This is a genomic window from Stenotrophomonas sp. STEN056 (genome assembly GCF_056759635.1).
Genome location: NZ_JBRRDL010000022.1, coordinates 1 through 16,408, shown reverse-complemented (window position 1 = coordinate 16,408; position 16,408 = coordinate 1). Strand labels below are relative to the sequence as shown.

General features: G+C 65.7%; 17 protein-coding genes. 3 read left to right on the top strand and 14 right to left on the bottom strand.

Going from position 1 to position 16,408, the window contains the following annotated elements; genetic code table 11:
- Window positions 1–11: 11 nt before the first annotated feature.
- The 8 genes from hslV to ACVOLO_RS12385 all read right to left on the bottom strand — a co-directional run bounded on the left by hslV (window position 12) and on the right by ACVOLO_RS12385 (window position 6,495).
- A complete protein-coding gene (hslV, locus tag ACVOLO_RS12420) occupies window positions 12–563 on the bottom strand; it encodes an ATP-dependent protease subunit HslV (protein WP_481570618.1) in 552 nt (183 codons plus the stop codon).
- Window positions 564–907: 344 nt separating this feature from the next.
- Window positions 908–1,108, bottom strand: a complete 201-nt coding sequence (locus ACVOLO_RS12415; protein ID WP_481570617.1) for a DUF3079 domain-containing protein — start codon at window positions 1,106–1,108, stop codon at window positions 908–910.
- Between the two features lie 157 nt (window positions 1,109–1,265).
- Complete coding sequence (xerC, locus tag ACVOLO_RS12410) at window positions 1,266–2,144, bottom strand: tyrosine recombinase XerC (RefSeq protein WP_481570616.1); 879 nt, start codon at window positions 2,142–2,144, stop codon at window positions 1,266–1,268.
- A 16-nt stretch (window positions 2,145–2,160) separates the two neighbouring features.
- Complete coding sequence (locus ACVOLO_RS12405) at window positions 2,161–2,838, bottom strand: DUF484 family protein (RefSeq protein WP_481570615.1); 678 nt, start codon at window positions 2,836–2,838, stop codon at window positions 2,161–2,163.
- Window positions 2,835–3,686 carry a diaminopimelate epimerase gene (dapF, locus tag ACVOLO_RS12400; RefSeq protein WP_481570613.1) on the bottom strand — a complete coding sequence of 284 codons (852 nt, stop codon included), beginning with the start codon at window positions 3,684–3,686 and terminating at the stop codon, window positions 2,835–2,837. Before dapF ends, ACVOLO_RS12405 begins: the two co-directional genes overlap by 4 nt.
- The gene (gene lptM / locus ACVOLO_RS12395) at window positions 3,679–3,915 is read right to left on the bottom strand and encodes an LPS translocon maturation chaperone LptM (protein WP_481570612.1); all 237 of its coding nucleotides are present in this window, start codon (window positions 3,913–3,915) and stop codon (window positions 3,679–3,681) included. The genes dapF and lptM overlap by 8 nt, the downstream gene beginning before the upstream one ends.
- A 48-nt stretch (window positions 3,916–3,963) precedes the next feature.
- The gene (locus ACVOLO_RS12390; RefSeq protein WP_481570610.1) at window positions 3,964–4,371 is read right to left on the bottom strand and encodes a YbaN family protein; all 408 of its coding nucleotides are present in this window, start codon (window positions 4,369–4,371) and stop codon (window positions 3,964–3,966) included.
- A gap of 15 nt (window positions 4,372–4,386) precedes the next feature.
- Window positions 4,387–6,495, bottom strand: a complete 2,109-nt coding sequence (locus ACVOLO_RS12385; protein WP_481570609.1) for a S9 family peptidase — start codon at window positions 6,493–6,495, stop codon at window positions 4,387–4,389.
- A gap of 134 nt (window positions 6,496–6,629) precedes the next feature.
- Here ACVOLO_RS12385 and ACVOLO_RS12380 point away from each other — a divergent pair, with 134 nt between their 5' ends.
- Window positions 6,630–7,823 carry a pyridoxal phosphate-dependent aminotransferase gene (locus ACVOLO_RS12380; protein WP_481570608.1) on the top strand — a complete coding sequence of 398 codons (1,194 nt, stop codon included), beginning with the start codon at window positions 6,630–6,632 and terminating at the stop codon, window positions 7,821–7,823.
- 257 nt (window positions 7,824–8,080) lie between these two features.
- On the opposite strand, the gene ACVOLO_RS12375 is transcribed toward ACVOLO_RS12380, so the two are convergent.
- Both ACVOLO_RS12375 and ACVOLO_RS12370 read right to left on the bottom strand, forming a co-directional pair.
- Window positions 8,081–10,180, bottom strand: coding sequence for a prolyl oligopeptidase family serine peptidase (locus tag ACVOLO_RS12375; protein WP_481570607.1), 2,100 nt, complete (start codon window positions 10,178–10,180; stop codon window positions 8,081–8,083).
- A gap of 67 nt (window positions 10,181–10,247) precedes the next feature.
- The gene (locus tag ACVOLO_RS12370; RefSeq protein WP_481570606.1) at window positions 10,248–10,565 is read right to left on the bottom strand and encodes a hypothetical protein; all 318 of its coding nucleotides are present in this window, start codon (window positions 10,563–10,565) and stop codon (window positions 10,248–10,250) included.
- 138 nt (window positions 10,566–10,703) lie between these two features.
- Between ACVOLO_RS12370 and ACVOLO_RS12365 the strand changes: the two genes are divergently transcribed.
- Entirely contained in the window at window positions 10,704–11,303 is a 600-nt protein-coding gene (locus ACVOLO_RS12365) for a lipocalin family protein (protein WP_481570605.1), read from the top strand.
- A gap of 280 nt (window positions 11,304–11,583) precedes the next feature.
- Here the strand turns inward: ACVOLO_RS12365 and ACVOLO_RS12360 are convergent, their stop codons facing one another.
- Window positions 11,584–12,549, bottom strand: a complete 966-nt coding sequence (locus ACVOLO_RS12360) for a helix-turn-helix transcriptional regulator (protein WP_481570603.1) — start codon at window positions 12,547–12,549, stop codon at window positions 11,584–11,586.
- A gap of 163 nt (window positions 12,550–12,712) precedes the next feature.
- On the opposite strand from ACVOLO_RS12360, the gene ACVOLO_RS12355 reads away from it, so the two are divergent.
- On the top strand, window positions 12,713–13,492 hold the full coding sequence (locus ACVOLO_RS12355) for a DUF481 domain-containing protein (protein WP_481570602.1): 780 nt from the start codon (window positions 12,713–12,715) through the stop codon (window positions 13,490–13,492).
- A gap of 300 nt (window positions 13,493–13,792) precedes the next feature.
- On the opposite strand, the gene hemC is transcribed toward ACVOLO_RS12355, so the two are convergent.
- From hemC to ACVOLO_RS12340, 3 genes are all read right to left on the bottom strand, one after another.
- Window positions 13,793–14,701 (bottom strand): hydroxymethylbilane synthase, encoded by a 909-nt coding sequence (hemC, locus tag ACVOLO_RS12350; protein ID WP_481570601.1) that lies wholly within the window; start codon window positions 14,699–14,701, stop codon window positions 13,793–13,795.
- 31 nt (window positions 14,702–14,732) lie between these two features.
- A complete protein-coding gene (locus ACVOLO_RS12345; RefSeq protein ID WP_481570599.1) occupies window positions 14,733–15,497 on the bottom strand; it encodes a LytR/AlgR family response regulator transcription factor in 765 nt (254 codons plus the stop codon).
- Window positions 15,498–15,565: 68 nt separating this feature from the next.
- Complete coding sequence (locus ACVOLO_RS12340; protein ID WP_481570598.1) at window positions 15,566–16,228, bottom strand: alpha/beta hydrolase; 663 nt, start codon at window positions 16,226–16,228, stop codon at window positions 15,566–15,568.
- Window positions 16,229–16,408: the final 180 nt, after the last annotated feature.

Below are 16,408 nucleotides of genomic sequence, written 5' to 3'. Positions count from 1 at the left end.
GGCCGAAGTGCTCAGAGCTCTTCAACCACCACATTGGTGTTGGTGTAGATGCAGATGCCGCCGGCAATGTTGATCGCCTCGGTGGCCACGCCACGCGCATCCAGATCGGTGTGCTTGAGCAGCGCACGCGCGGCGCTCAGCGCATAGGAACCACCCGAGCCGATGGCGATGATGCCGTCTTCGGGCTCGATCACATCGCCGGTGCCGCTGATGATCAGCGAGGTTTCCTTGTCGGCCACGGCGAGCAGGGCTTCGAGCTTGCCGTAGCGGCGGTCGGTACGCCAATCCTTGGCCAGCTCGACGGCGGCGCGGGTCAACTGGCCGTGCTTTTCGAGCTTGGCCTCGAACAACTCGAACAGGGTGAAGGCGTCAGCCGCTGCACCGGCAAAACCTGCGAGCACCTGGCCATCACGGCCAAGTCTGCGCACCTTGCGCGCATTGCCCTTCATCACCGTGTGGCCCAGCGTGACCTGGCCGTCGCCGGCAATCGCCACATGCTCGCCGCGACGGATGCAGCAGATGGTGGTGGCGTGGAAAACATTCGGGTTCTGACTGGGGTCCATACGGCCTCCGGGATACTGTTCACCGGAGATGGGGACAGCCCCCTTTCCGATCAAGCCTGCCGGTGACAGCGGGCGTTCAGGTCTGCGGGGGGAATCGGGAATGGGGAATGGGGAGTCGCAAAGGCAAAGGCAACTGCGCGGCTGCGCCGCCTCCCCTCTCCTGCCTTCGGCATCCTCTCCCACAAGGGGAGAGGCGGACAGCTACAGCAACAGCAACGGCCACAGCCAAAACGGCGACGGCGACGGCGACGGCGACGGCGACGGCGACGGCGACGGTATGGTGCGTCACGAGGACAGTGCGCTGCCCGGCAAAGTCCTCAACGCGGGTATCTCCGCGACAAGCACTACAGCTTGGCGCGATTGGGATGCTCCTGGTCCGGCTCGATGCCCCACGCCTCGTACCAATCCTCGCCCTGCGTCTCGATCGGATGCTGCGTGCGCCCCGAACCGTTGCCGCAAATCAGCGCCTCGGCCGCGCAATAGCGGTCGCAGCCCCAGCAGATGCGCTCGGGATGTTTGGGCTTGAGCGGGAATGGCTTGGCCAATTCGATGCCTCCACGAATGGCCCGAACAATGCACCCCCTCACTTGCCCGCGCCCTGATGCAAGTCAATTCCAGAGCAATTGCGTCACCGGAATCAGGCTGTTCAGCAACCGATATCCGGCATGCCAATAGCAATCACGGCTGCGCGCGACGAACGGCTCAGGACTTGCGCTTGGCGCGTGGGTGCGCAGCGTCGTACACCTTGGCCAGATGCTGGAAATCCAGGTGTGTGTAGATCTGCGTGGTCGCGATATCCGCGTGCCCCAGCAGTTCCTGCACGCCACGCAGGTCGCCGGACGATTCCAGGATATGGCTGGCGAAACTGTGCCGCAGCATGTGCGGGTGGACGTTCTTGAACAGCCCCTGGCGTTGCGCCAGCTGCTTGATGCGGATCTGCACGGCGCGCTGGCTGATCGGCCCACCGCCGCGTCCCGGAAATACCGGCTTGTCGCCCGTGCCGCCACTTTCCCTGCGCCACTCCTGCAATGCCTGCATTGCATGCGAACCCACCGGCACGGTGCGCTCGCGGTTGCCCTTGCCGTGCACCAGCACGATGCCGCTGGCGGTATCCAGGTCGCGCCAACGCATGGCGCACAGTTCACTCAGGCGCAGGCCCGAGGAATAGAACAGCTCCAACAGCGCGCGGTCGCGCAGGCCCAGCGGTGCGTCGGTGGGCAGTTCCACCAGTTGCACGGCTTCGTCGGCGTCCAGCACCTGCGGCAGTTTGCGCGGGGCCTTGGGCGCGCGCAGGCCGGCGGCGGGGCTGGTGTCGATGACGTTGTTCTTCAGCAGCCAGGCGTAGAAGCTGCGGCAGGCGGACAACCGGCGCTGCAGACTCTTGGGTGACAAGCCGCGCCGGTGCTCGGCCGCGATGAAATCGCGCAGTTGGTCGCCTGCCAAGGCCTGCGAATCGGCAACCCCGTTGCCCTCGCACCAAAGCGACAGCGCAGCGAGATCCCGCTGGTAGGCATCCAGCGTATGCGCCGACATGCGGCGCTCCACCTGCAGATACGACAGGAATGCCTGGACGGCGCTCATCGCCGTACTGCTCCGCTCACGCGCTGCGGAAGCGCTGCAGCCCGGCCGCCAGCGACTCGCCCATCATGCGCAGGAACAGCGTGCCCATGCCCGGGTAGAAGCGGTTGGAGTCGTGGCTGCCCACGGCGATCAGGCCCACGCCCGGCAATGGCAGCAACGCGGTGGACGACACCTCGCCCACGCGATCGCCGTACAGCAGCGTGTTTTTTTCCGGCTGCAGGCGGCCGCAGATCGGCTCGCCGTCCTGCAGGCAATCGTGGAATGCGGCCAGGCGCGGGTCGTCCTGGGCAATGACCTGCAGCCACGGCGCTTCGGCCAGCTCCGGCACCTCGTGGAAGGAAACGATGCGCACCAGATCGCCCGCAAAGTCTTCTTCCAGCGACGCGGCCATGGCCCGCAGCGTGTCGGCGGCACTGGTCTGCCGCATCAATGCCAGGGTCAGCTGGTGCGTGCGTACGGCAAGGCGCTCGTTGATCTGCGCATTGCTGCCGAGGTCGGCCAGGCGCCGCGACAACTCACGATTCTTGTCGCGCAGCACTTCCAGCTGGTAGCTGGCCAGTGAAGCGGTCGGGCCGTCATCGCGCGGCACCACCAGGGTGAGTGCCAGATCGGGAAACTGCTTGAGGAAGCCCGGGTGACGACGCAGCCACGCGGCCACTTCATGGGCACCGATTTTCTCTGCGGTCTCGTTCATCCCATCCACTCTCCGTCGAAAACGAATGCTGCCGGCCCCGACATCACGATGGCGGACTGGTCATCCGGCCACTGGATGCGCAGGTCGCCGCCCGGCAGCGAGATCAACGCATCACGCTGCAGGCGGCCGCGCCGCATCAGCACCACGGCCGCGGCACAGGCACCGCTGCCGCAGGCCAGTGTCTCGCCGACACCGCGCTCGAAGACACGCAGTTTGATGTGCCCGCTGTCGAGCAATTGTGCAAAGCCCACATTCACCGACTCCGGGAACGAGGCGTGCTGCTGCAGCAGCGAACCGACCCGCTCCACCGGCGCCGCATCGATCAGGCCCACTTCCAGCACCGCGTGCGGGTTGCCCATCGACACTGCGCCAAAGCGCACGTTCTCGCCCTGCAGCGACAACGCATATTCCTCACGCGCACGTGGGAAACCCATCAGCGGAATCTGCGCGGGTTCGAAATCCGGCTTGCCCATGGTCACCGCATACTGATCGTCGGCCAGACGCCGCACCGCATGCGTGCGCAACGGACTGTCGATCACGAATTCATCGCCCTGCACCACGCCATCGCGCACCAGCCAGGCCGCCACGCAGCGCGCGCCGTTGCCGCATTGTTGCGAGGTGGAGCCATCGGAGTTCCAGATACGGTAGGAAGCCACCGAGCCTTCCTCGCGCGACGCCTCGATGGTCAATATCTGGTCGCAGCCCACGCCGCGATGGCGGTCAGCGAGCTTCGCGGCCAGGGCCGCGCCCGGCGGCGGTGTGCCATCACGCAGATCCAGCACCACGAAATCATTGCCGGCACCATGCATCTTGGTGAAACGCAGGTGCCCCGAAGCCGACTTACCCATGGATGTTGGAAGCATCGTCGGCCGGCTGTGTTTCGGCATCGTCCTTGGAATCCACCGGCGTTGCCGGGGTGTCCTCGGCGGGTGCGGCATCATCCGGCTCGACCTCCTGCTCCTCGATCGGCACCGGCTTCTGCGGCATGACCAGCGGCCCCTTGTTGCCGCACGCAGTGAGGGCCAGCAGCGCGCAGGCCACCGGAATGAGCATCAGGGAACGGGACGTCGTGTTCATGCGCGAAGTATAGCCACTGGACACTAAAGTCCGGTGGCGGCGCGCTGTTCAGCTGCCCGGTGGCGGCAATGGCCGCATCCACAGCCACAGGCACACGCAGGCCATGATGCTGATTGAGGTCCACTTCACCCAGGCCAGCGGGACACACCACAGGGTGATCAGGGCGCAGGCCAGCATGGTCAGGCTGGCCATCCATTTGCCCTTGCGGCTCACCGCGCCGTGCGCGCGCCAGTTGACGATGGACGGGCCGAAGCGCGGGTGCGTCACCAGCCAGGTATGCAGCCGCTCCGAACCGCGCGAGGCCGCCCAGGCCGAGATCAGCACGAACACCGTGGTCGGCAGGCCCGGCACGAAGATGCCGACAATGCCAACGCCCAGGCTCACATAAGCCAGCAGCCACCACGCCCAGCGCAGGCGCGGTGGGCGGGGTTCAGGCGATTGCGGAGACCCTGGCATGCGCGCGCCGCTCGGTCAGTGCGCCACGCCCAGCTGCGACAACACGAAGGCGAAGGATTCGGCCTGTTCCTTGTAGCGCTGGAAACGGCCCGACTTGCCACCGTGGCCGGCTTCCATGTTGGTGCGGAACACGATCGGCAGGCTGCCGGTATTGACGTCGCGCAGGCGCGCCACCCACTTGGCCGGCTCCCAGTACTGCACCTGCGAATCCCACAGGCCGGTGCCGACGAACAGCGACGGATACGCCTGCGCGGTGACGTTGTCATACGGCGAGTAGCTGAGCATGTAGTCGTAGTACGGCTTCTGCTCGGGGTTGCCCCACTCGTCGTACTCATTGGTGGTGAGCGGGATGCTGGCGTCGAGCATGGTGGTGACCACGTCCACGAACGGCACCTGCGCGACCATCACGCGGTAATCGGCCGGCGCCTGGTTGGCGACCGCGCCCATCAGCAGGCCACCGGCACTGCCACCGGAAGCGGCCACGCGGTCCTTGGCGGCATAGCCCTGTGCGACCAGCGCGCGGGTAACGTCGACGAAATCGTTGAAGGTGTTCTGCTTGTGCAGCAGCTTGCCGTCTTCGTACCAGTTGCGGCCCATTTCCTCGCCGCCACGGATATGGGCGATGGCGTAGACCACGCCGCGGTCGAGCAGGCTGACCACGCTCTGGTTGAAGCCCGGGTCCATCGACATGCCATAGCTGCCGTAGGCGTACTGGTACAGCGCGGCCGTACCGTCCTTCTTGAAGCCCTTCTTGTAGACCAGCGACACCGGCACCTTGGCGCCGTCACGTGCGCTCACCCAGACGCGCTCGGTCTGGTACAGCGACGGGTCGTAGCCGATCACCGGCTGCTGCTTGAGCTGGCGGCGTTCGCCGGTCTTGACGTTGAGCTCGTAGGTGGTGGCCGGCGTGGTCAGCGAGGTGTAGCTGTAACGCAGCCACTCGGTGTCCGGCTCGGCATTGACCGACAGGCCCATCGAGTAGACCGGCTCGTCGGCCTTGACGAACTCGCTGTGGCCGTCGGCGAACAGCAGGCGCACGCGCTCCAGTGCCTCGGCGCGCTCGGCGATGGCGGTGTAGCCGTCAAACAGCTCAAAGCCTTCGACCAGCACCTGCGGGTCGTGCGCAACCCAGTCCTGCCACTGTTTGCGGCTGGTGGCGCCTTCCGGCGCGGTGACCAGCTTGAAGTTCTTGGCACCGCCGGCGTTGGTGCGGATCACCCAGCGGCCATCGAAATGGTCGGCGTCGTATTCCACGTCGCGCTCGCGCGGCGCCAGCACGGTGAACTCACCCGGGTTGGCAGCCGAGGTGTAGCGCAGTTCGGAGGATACGGTGCTGTCCACGCCGATGGTGATGTAGCGGTCGTCACGGGTACGGCCGATGCCCATGTAGAAGCTGTCGTCCTTCTCTTCGTAGACCACCACATCAGCGCTGGCCGGCGTACCCAGCACGTGCTTCTTGACGCGCACGGTGAGCAGGGTTTCCGGGTCGTTTTCGACGTAGAACAGGGTGCGGTTGTCGTCGGCCCACACCACATTGGCCGACACGCCTTCGATCACGTCGTCCAGCAGCTTGCCGGTTTCCAGGTCCTTGAAGCGGATGCTGTACTGGCGGCGGCCGACGCCGTCTTCGGCATAGGCCAGCAGGCGGTTGTCACGGCTGATGTCCATGTCGCTGACCGCGTAATAACCCTTGCCCTCGGCCAGGGTGTTGAGGTCCAGCAGCACTTCTTCCGGCGCCTGCATGTCGCCCTTGCGGCGCGCGTGGATGGGGTAATCCTTGCCGGTTTCGTAACGGGTGTAATACCAGTAGCCGCGCTCGCGGTAGGGCACGCTGGCATCGTCCTGCTTGATGCGGCCGACGATCTCGGCATACAGCGCGTCCTGCAGCGGCTTGAGCGGCGCCATCAAGGTATCGGTATAGGCGTTCTCGGCATTGAGATACGCCAGCATGTCCGGGTTCTCACGCTTGTCATCGCGCAGCCAGTAGTACTCGTCCTGGCGTTCGGCACCGAAGGGGGCCTTGACCGTATGCGGGTGCTTGGCGGCATCAGGTGGCGTGGGCGTTGCGGCAACGGCGGTGTTCATCATCAGACTGGCTACCAACAGGCAAAGGGCAGGTTTCACGGAGAGGCTCCCATCGTCAGGAGCGACGCCCCCGCACAAGCCCACAGTGTGCCATGCCCGGACTGGGCCAATCGAGACACGCATGCGCCCTTGGTCGCAATGCCGTCGCCATCGCCCCGCCCTATGATGCAGCGATGAACACGTCCATCCCCACGCCGTCCGGCTACAGCCGCCGCAGCCACGAGATCGCACCTTTCCATGTCATGTCCCTGCTCGCCCGCGCCAATGCGCTGGAGCAGGCCGGCCATGATGTGATCCACCTGGAAATCGGCGAACCCGATTTCACCACCGCCGCCCCCATCGTGCGTGCCGGCCAGGCCGCACTCGGCGCAGGCCACACCCGCTACACCGCCGCCCGCGGCTTGCCGGCGCTGCGCCAGGCCATCGCCAGTTTCTATCGCGACCGCTACCAGCTTGATATCGACCCCGAGCGCATCCTGGTCACCCCCGGCGGCTCCGGCGCCCTGCTGCTGGCTTCCAGCCTGCTGGTGGACCCGGGCAAACACTGGCTGCTGGCCGACCCGGGTTATCCGTGCAACCGCCATTTCCTGCGTTTGGTCGAAGGCGCGGCACAACTGGTGCCGGTTGGCCCGGGCAACAGCTACCAGCTCACCCCGGCGCTGATCGAACAACACTGGAACAGCAACAGCGTCGGCGCCCTGGTTGCCTCGCCCGCCAACCCGACCGGCACCACGCTGGATGCCGGCCAGTTGGCCGCGCTGTCGGCGTCACTGAAAGCGCGTGGCGGGCACCTGGTGGTGGACGAGATCTATCACGGCCTGACCTACGGTTTCGACGCCCCCAGCGTGCTGGAAGTGGACGATGAAGCCTTCGTGCTGAACAGTTTTTCCAAGTATTTCGGCATGACCGGCTGGCGCCTGGGCTGGCTGGTGGCACCGCCGGCGGCAGTGCCGGAGTTGGAGAAACTTGCCCAGAACCTGTACATCAGCGCGCCGTCGATGGCCCAGCATGCGGCACTGGCGTGCTTCGAGCCGGAGACCATTGCCATCTTCGAGCAACGCCGCGCGCAGTTCCGCCAGCGCCGCGACTACCTGTTGCCGGCATTGCGCGAACTCGGCTTCCGCATCGACGTGGAGCCACAGGGCGCGTTCTACCTGTACTGCGACGTGAGTGCATTCACCGATGATGCGCAGGCGTTCTGTGCGCACTTCCTTGAGACCGAGCATGTGGCGTTTACGCCGGGTCTGGATTTCGGCAATTACCGCGCCAACCAGCATGTGCGCATTGCCTATACGCAGGACGTGGCGCGGCTGCAGGAGGCGGTGATGCGGATTGGGCGGGGCTTGGGAAGTTGGAAGCGCAAGTGAGTTGCTGAGGTGTTGGATTGTGAAGACGCAGAGGTGCTCAGCTGTTCCCTTCTCCCCTTGCGGGAGAAGGTGCCCGCAGGGCGGAAGAGGGGGAGCTTTCTAGCTTTGACGCTGGATGCAATCTCACTAATTCACTTCCAAAACTCCGCCGCCCCCTCTCCCCAACCCCTCTCCCTCGAGGGGAGAGGGGCTTAAACAGAGCAAAAACAAACGCCACCTTTCGGTGGCGTTTGTTTTGCGTCACTTCAAACCAGGCATCACTTCTTGCTCAGCTGTTCCCACAGGAAGCTGTATGCCAATGCCGACATATGCGCGGCCTGTGCGTTGTTGGCTGCACCGCCGTGGCCACCTTCGATGTTCTCGTAGTAGGTCACGTCCTTGCCGGCGTCGATCATCTTGGCCGCCATCTTGCGGGCATGGCCCGGATGCACGCGGTCATCGCGGGTGGAGGTGGTGAACAGCACCGGCGGGTAGCTCTTGGCCGGGTCGAACAGGTGGTACGGGGAGAAGGTCTTGATGAAGTCCCAGTCGGCCGTGTCCGGGTTGCCGTACTCGGCCATCCACGAGGCGCCGGCCAGCAGGTGGCTGTAACGCTTCATGTCCAGCAGCGGAACCTGCACCACCACCGCACCAAACAGCTCCGGGTACTGAGTCAGCATGTTGCCGGTCAACAGGCCGCCATTGCTGCCGCCCTGCACACCCAGGTGCCTGGCCGAGGTGATGTCGCGGGTGATCAGGTCCTGCGCCACCGCAGCCATGTCTTCATAGGCCTTGTGGCGGTTCTGCTTCAACGCGGCCTGGTGCCAGCGCGGGCCATACTCGCCACCGCCACGGATGTTGGCCACGACGTACACGCCGCCCTTGTCCAGCCACGCGCGGCCCATGCCGCCGGAATAACCCGGGGTCAGCGAAATCTCGAAACCACCGTAGCCGTACAGCAGCGTCGGGTTGGAACCGTCCAGCTTCATCGCCTTGTCGTGCACCACGAAGTACGGCACGCGGGTGCCGTCCTTGCTGGTGGCGAAGTGCTGCTCGATCACCTTGCCGCTGGCGTCGAAGAACGCCGGCATGCTTTTGAGCACTTCCGGCTGCTGGCCGATCTCGGCCAGGGAGAGGGTGGTCGGGGTCAGGTAGTCGGTGACGGTCATCCACACCGCATCGCTTTCATCGGCATCCACCGCACCCACGCCAATCGTGCCGAACGCCGGTGCGCCGGTGAATTCGCTGGTGGTCCAGCCGTTGGCGCCATGGGTCAGCACCTGCAGGCGGTTCTTTACGTCGTCCAGCACGTTCAGCACCACGTGCGAGTTGGTCCAGGTGGTGCCGGCCAGCGAGGTGGTATCGGTCGGCGCGAACAGCACGTCGAACTCACGCTTGCCGGCCATGAAGTCGTCGAACTTCGTGGCCAGCAGCGAACCGGCGGTGTAGGTCTTGCCGCCCACGGTCCACGGCTCGCGCAGCTCCAGGGTCAGCCATTCGCGGCGCACGCCCTTCTCGGCCGAATTGGGCGCATCCACCTTGGTCAACTTGCCGTCGGCGCCGAGCACGAACAGCTCGTTGTTGTAGAAGGCGATGGTGCGGCTGACGAAGTTGCGTTCAAAACCAGGCGTATCGTCGTGCATCGCCGCGATGTACATGTCCTCCGGCTTGCCTTCGTACACAGTGGTGGCCGCGGACATCGGCGTGCCGCGACGCCACTGCTTGACCACGCGCGGGTAGCCGGAGGTGGTCATCGAACCATCGCCGAAATCGGTGTAGACAAAGACGTTGTCCTGGTCGATCCAGCCCAGCCCGCCCTTGGCTTCCGGGCGGAAGAAGCCGTCCTTGATCCAGGCCTTCTGCGTCAGGTCGAACTCGCGGGTGACGTCGGCGTCGGCGCCACCACGCGAGAGCGCGATCAGGCAGCGGGTGTATTCCGGGCGCAGGCAGTTGGCGCCGTGCCACACCCAGTTCTCGCCCTCGACCTTGTTCAGCGCGTCCAGGTCGAGCACGGTTTCCCACAGCGGCTCGGCCTTGCGGTATTCCACCAGCGTGGTGCGGCGCCAGATGCCGCGCTCATGCTGCTTGTCCTTCCAGAAGTTGTAGTAGTAATCGCCGATCTTCTGCACACCCGGGATCTTGGCGTCCGAATCCAGCACCTCGCGGATGCCGGCCTCCATCTGCTTGAACTGTGCGCTCTGCGCCAGGCGGCCTTCGGACTCGGCATTGCGTTCCTTGACCCAGCCCAGCTGTTTCTCGCCGGTGACATCTTCCAGCCAGGCGTAGGTGTCCCTGGGGGCGTCAGCGGCCATGGCGGCACTGGCCAGGCCGGAGGAAAGCAGGCCTGCCATCAGGCAGGCGGAGGTGATTCGGGACATGTTGGCTCCATGCGGACATAGGCCGCAAACGCTAGCACAGGCACGCGCTTGCGCCCCCTGTCGAAGGTCAGGCGGCCTGCGACCCGCGCCAGCGTGCAGGGCGGCGCGCACGTCGCGCCTGCGGGCCACGCCGGCGCTGCCCGGCCTTGCGGTTGCGCCAGGCGGCCGGCAAACGGAAACGGTACAAGGCCCACCACGCCGCCAGCGGCATGCCCACCAGCCACAGCGGCAGCCAGCCGATCCAGGTGCTGTAACCACGTGCGGCCGGCCACACCAGCACCAGCGCCAGCCCTGCCAGCGCAACTTGCCTGACGCAGCGCAGCACCCGGGGATCGGGCGCGTAATCGTGCGCAGGACGGTACGACGGTGCGGACGGCTTGGACATGACGTTCTCCGGCAACATGGATGTGATGGACTGCATCCTCATCGCCCCGCATCTCACAGACTGCGACCTGCCATTGACGCGCCCATCGCCGCCCGTCGAACATGCTGCCGTCACTACTCACTGGCGCTCCAACCCGTAATGCGACCAATTCCTGCGTTTCTGTCCGCCCTGCTGTTGAGCCTGTCCCTGCCACTGGCACCTGCCCACGCGCAGGAAGCCCCCGCCGCCACGCCGATCGTGGAAGGCAACGCCGATGGCCCGGTGGACCTGCAGCGCTTCATGGGCCGCTGGTATGTGATTGGCCGGGTACCCAATTTCGTCGAGCGCGGCCATGTAGCCAGCGTCAACACCTACACGCTGCGCGAGGACGACAAGGTCAGCATCAACTATCAGTTCCGCGAAGGTTTCAGCGAGCCGACCGAGGAACTGAGCATCCGCGCCAAGGTGGACGACGACAGCGGCAATCGCCGCTGGCGCACCTGGTTCTACCGCGTGGTGCCCACGCATTCCCGGATACTGGAAGTGGCGCCGGACTATTCCTGGGCGCTGATCGGCTACCCGGGCCGTGAGATGGCCTGGATCTTCGCCCGCGAGCCGGACATGGACAACGCCCTGTACCGCCAACTGGCCCAACGCCTGCGCGACAAGTACGACGTCAACACCGACAAGCTCAAGCGCGTGCCGCAACACCCCGAACAGGTCGGCCGCCTGGGCTTTGAAGTCCCCAACAAGAAGTAATGCGGCCGGCCTGGATCCGCCGGGAACAAGCACCACGGTGGTGTCCGCGCAAGGCGCGGCTCCCCGCTCACCTCACCTAATTGCCGTGGCCCGGGAAAGCGCAGTGCGCCCGGGCGCGCATCGAACCCATGTGTTGCAGTTGAGGGCGACAGGTTCAGCCCAGGCGCGTCTCGCGTACCCGGCCATCAGCCCCACGCCGGCTCAGTGAAAGGTTGAATGCGCAGGCCGCTGCACGGTTGCCCGTGCCGGGCCCAGTTCGCTCACCGCGGTATTTCCACCTTCAGTCGTAATTGCTCAGTGCCAGCGACAACAGGGCCTTGGCCTGCTCGCGCAGGGATTGCGGCTCAACGATTTCCGCATCCGAGCCGTAATGCAGCACGTCCATCAGCAGCTCGCGCGAGACGCTGTACGGCACTTTCAGTTCATAGCGGCCATCGGCCAGGAAACGGCCCTGCTGCTTGGAATGCCAATGTTCGTCAGCCACCCAGCGCGCGGCCTTGGCGCTGAACACGATGGTGGCCCAGCCCTTGGGCGCGCCGGAGAAAATGCCGTAGCTGGCGGCCAGTTGTTCATCAAGCTCGGTATCGGGCACATCGCGCGATGGCTGGTCGAGCAGGCGCGCCTGATGAATACGGTCCACCGCGAAACTGCGCACCGCGTCGCGGGTGTGATCCCACGCATCGAGATACCAGTTGTCCCGGTAATGGGTGATCCGCTGCGGGGACACCGTGCGGCGGGTGGCTTCATCGGTGGAGCGCGCCCGGTATTCAAAGGACAGCTGCTTGCGCTCCAGCACGCCGGAAGCGACGGTGCGGAAACTGGCCTCATCCAGCTTGCGGCCCCGGTGCGGGATCACCCGCACCCGTTCCACCGGCCAGGACGTCGCCCCGGCCTGCGCGGCCAGCAGGCTTTCGATCCGCTGCTGCAGTGGCGCCAGCACCGAGGACAGCACCCCGCCGCCGGTCCGCGACAGCAGGTGCTGGGAGGCCAGCAACGCATGTAGTTCTTCCGAACTCAGCCACAGGCCGGGCAGCTCGAAACGGTCACTTTCGCCACTCATGTAACGGAAACCGGCCTCGCCGTCGCCCTCCACCGGCGCCATCAGGGCATCGCGCAGGAAGGCCAGGTCGCGATAGACCGTTGCCCGGGAACACCCCAGATCTTCCTGCAGGCGGGCCACCGTCACCGGGTAACGGGCGGATTTGAGCAGGCGATGCAGCGCGTTTATGCGTTCGTAGCGATCCATGGGCCCGATTATGTCCGACTCCGGGGCGCAATGGTGCGCACTGGCGGCGGCCCTCCCGCCGAACGGCATCTGAAGCCGGAGCCAGCCGGGGACCGGGCCGGGGCGAGGCTTCCGGTATCATGAAAACGCTTTCTTACCCCGTTTTGCTTCCGGAGACCAACTGATGTCCCTGCGTGTTTCACTGTTCCTGCCGTTGCTGTTGTGTGCCCCGATGGCTGCCTGGGCAGATGATGCCTCCGACCTGGCGGCCATGACGTCACCCTGGAGCGGCAGTGGCGGCGAGCTGGGTTTCGCTTCGGCCCACGGCAACAGCACCACCGAGAGCTTCAACGGCCGCCTCAAGCTGCGCTACACCGACAATGACTGGGTCCACAGCATGGACCTGTTCGGCCTGCGCTCCAGCGCCCAGTACACCCAGACCAACGACGACGGCAGCACCAGCCGCAGGCGCCAGACCACCGCCAACCGCTACACCGGCAGCGCGGGCAGTGCATTGCAGTTGGGCGAGCACCGCCAGCTGACCGCCACGGTGCGTCATGAACGCGATGACTTCGCCACCTACGACCGCCAGAGCAGCCTCGGCCTGGGTTACGGCACGCGCCTGATCGATGGCGAGCGCCTGATCCTGGACACGCAGATCGGCCCCGGTGTGCGCCGCTCGCACAACGCCGACACCGATGAAGACCGCACCGGCCTGATCGGGCGCGGCCTGTTCGACCTGAAGTTCGCCATCACCGAGAACACCGAGCTGGTCAACAGCCTGCTGGTGGAATCGGGCTCGTACAACACCTTCGCGCAGAATGATTTCGGCGTATCGGTGAGCATGAACAAGCACTTCGCGCTGAAGGCTGGCTGGCAGGCCCGCCACAACAGCGACGTGGCCGAAGACAAGCGCAAGACCGACACCCTGACCACGATGAACGTGGTTTACAGCTTCAAGTAAGCGACCGCGCGGGATCCTTGAAGAAGCCGGCTTTCGCCGGCTTTTTCATGCGCGGATGCTTTGGGTGGATGGGGCGGCGAGCTGTCCTCCGTCATTGGAGCGCGGCTCGGCAGTGCGCTGGGGCGGGATGCCTTCCGCAACCGGAACCATCATCAGCTTCGCGGCCAAGGCCGCTCCTACGACAACGCGGCGATCTGCCCCCTCCCTTGAGCGCAGCTCAGGGGAGGGTTGGGGAGGGGTGCTCCTGGCAACCGGACGAACTATCGACTTCGTGGCCGGGGCCGCGTCTACGCGGGCCGCTCAACCCAGCAGTTCACCAGCGCCTGCATCCAGCAGCTGCCGGGCGACGTTGCGGCCCAGTGCTTCGGGGTCGGTTGCCGGGCCGTGCGCCTCGGCGCGCACGATGCAGCCGTCGGCCACGCCGCCGACCAGACCCTGCAGCCACAGATCCTGACCCTGCCATTGCGCCAGACCCGCCACGGGGACGTGGCAGCTGCCGTCCATCGCACGGTTCATTGCCCGCTCGGCTTCCACGCAGGTGCGGGTGGGCGCGTCGTCCAATGCGGCAACCAGGGCAATCACGTTCGCATCGTCCTGGCGGCATTCGATGGCCACGGCCGCCTGTGCCGGTGCCGGCAGCCAGTGCGGTGCACGCAGGCGGTCACGGATGCGCTCGCCCAGTTCCAGCCGCTCCAATCCCGCGCAGGCCAGCAGGATGGCGTCGTAGTCGCCGGCATCAAGCTTGGCCAGGCGGGTGTTGACGTTGCCACGCAGGTCGCGGGCCAGCAGGTCCGGGCGCAGGGCGCGCAACTGGGCCTGCCGGCGCAGCGAGGAAGTGCCGACCACTGCACCCGGCGGCAAGGCTTCAAGCGAGGCGTAACGGTTGGAGACAAAGGCATCGGCCGGATCAGCGCGGGCAAGAATGGCCGGCAACGCGAACGGTGCTTCCAGCTCCATCGGCACGTCCTTGAGCGAATGCACCGCGCAATCGGCTTCGCCGCGCATCATCGCCAGCTCCAGCTCCTTCAGGAACAGGCCCTTGCCGCCAATGGCAGCCAGTGAGCGGTCCAGCACTTCGTCCCCGCGCGTGCTCATCGGCACCAGTTCCACAACCAGCCCCGGGTGGGCCTGGCGCAGGCGGTCAGCGACGTGTTCGCTCTGCCACAGGGCAAGCGGGCTCTTTCGGGTAGCAATGCGCAAAATGGTCATGCGCGCATTATCGCCGTTGCCGACGCGGTGGTCACAACCGGACCAGCTCACCCTTCAGATTGGCGACGCAGCGGCGGCTGACTTCCAGCAGTTCTGGCGCATCACGCAGCACCGCCTGCACCTGGCCGTTGGGCGTTCGCCGTACTTCCTGCAGCTGGCCACGGGCCACCAGGCAGTTGCGGTGGATGCGGATGAAGCGCTCGCCAAACTCCTCTTCCAGCGAGCGCAGGGATTCTTCGATCAGGTCCTGGCCGCGCTTGTGGTGGACCACCACGTATTTTTCGTCGGCCTGCAGATAGATGATGTCCTCCACCGGCACCAGCCGCAGGCTGCCGCGCAGCCGCGCGCACAGTACCCGGCGGGCCTGCGCGGGGGGGGCCGGCGTTGCAGTGGCCCGGCCTGCGATGACCGTGCGTGCGCGCGCCAGCGCCGCCGCCAGGCGTTCGGCGCGGATCGGCTTCATCAGGTAATCCACCGCCGCTGCCTCGAATGCGGACAGCGCGTGGGCGTCGTACGCGGTGCAGAACACCACCGCCGGACGGTGCTCGAACTGGGCCAGGTGCCGGGCGACTTCCAGCCCATCAATACCGGGCATGGCGATATCCAGCAGCACCAGATCCGGCTGCGTCTGCGCGCAGGCGTGCAGGGCATCGGCGCCGTTGGCCGCCTCGGCCACCACGGTGATGCCGTCATGTTCGGCCAGCAGTGAACGCAGGCGTTCGCGAGCCAGCGGCTCGTCGTCGGCAATGGCGACCTTCACGCGATCCTCCCCGTCACGCAGCGTTGGTGCGGCCATGGTAGCCGCACCGATGCAATGCCGGCGTGGACGCATGCGGAACTGCGCATTCCTTCACATCCTGGCCTTCACGCCTGGAAACGCGCCTGCAGCCAGTCACCCAGCGCATGGATTTCCTCGCCGCTGACCTGGTGGGCCATGGGGTAACGGTGCCACTCCACGCCAAAGCCCAGTTGCTTGAGTACCTGCATGCTGTGCTCGGCGATCTGCACTGGAATCACCGGGTCGGCGCTGCCGTGGGCCATGAACACCGGCTGGGTGTTGGCACCTTCCACCAGTTGCGTGGCGGCGGCTTCAACCTCGGGCAGATAGCTCGACAACGCCACCAGCCCGCCCAGCAGCGCGCGGCGCTGCAGGCCGGAAGACAAGGTAACGGCACCGCCCTGCGAGAACCCGATGAGGATGATGCGGTTCAGCGGAATGCCACGCTCCTGCTCGCGGGCGATCAAGGCATCCACCTGCGCCACCGATTCGGCAACGCCAGCGGCATCGGCACGGCTGCGGAAATCCATGCTGACGATGTCGTACCACGCACGCATCGGCATGCCGTTGTTGATGGTCACCGCGCGCTTGGGCGCATGCGGGAACACGAAGCGAATGGCCGGCCACTGCGGGCGCACCAGTTCCGGCACGATGGGGGCGAAATCATGGCCGTCGGCGCCGAGCCCGTGCAGCCAGATGATCGACCACTGCGGCGATGCGCCGGTTTCCTGTTCCACCGTTTCCAGCATTTCAATCACTCCCGAAGACAGACGGGGATTATGACGGCGGAAGGCGACGAATGGAGAATCGGGATGCGGGATGCGGGATGCGGGATGCACTGTAGGAGTCAACTGTCTTGCACAGTCTCCATAGAGCCGACCCGCCAAGGCGCGTTGTCACGCTTCATCGCGTTGAGCCGGGTCAGGTAT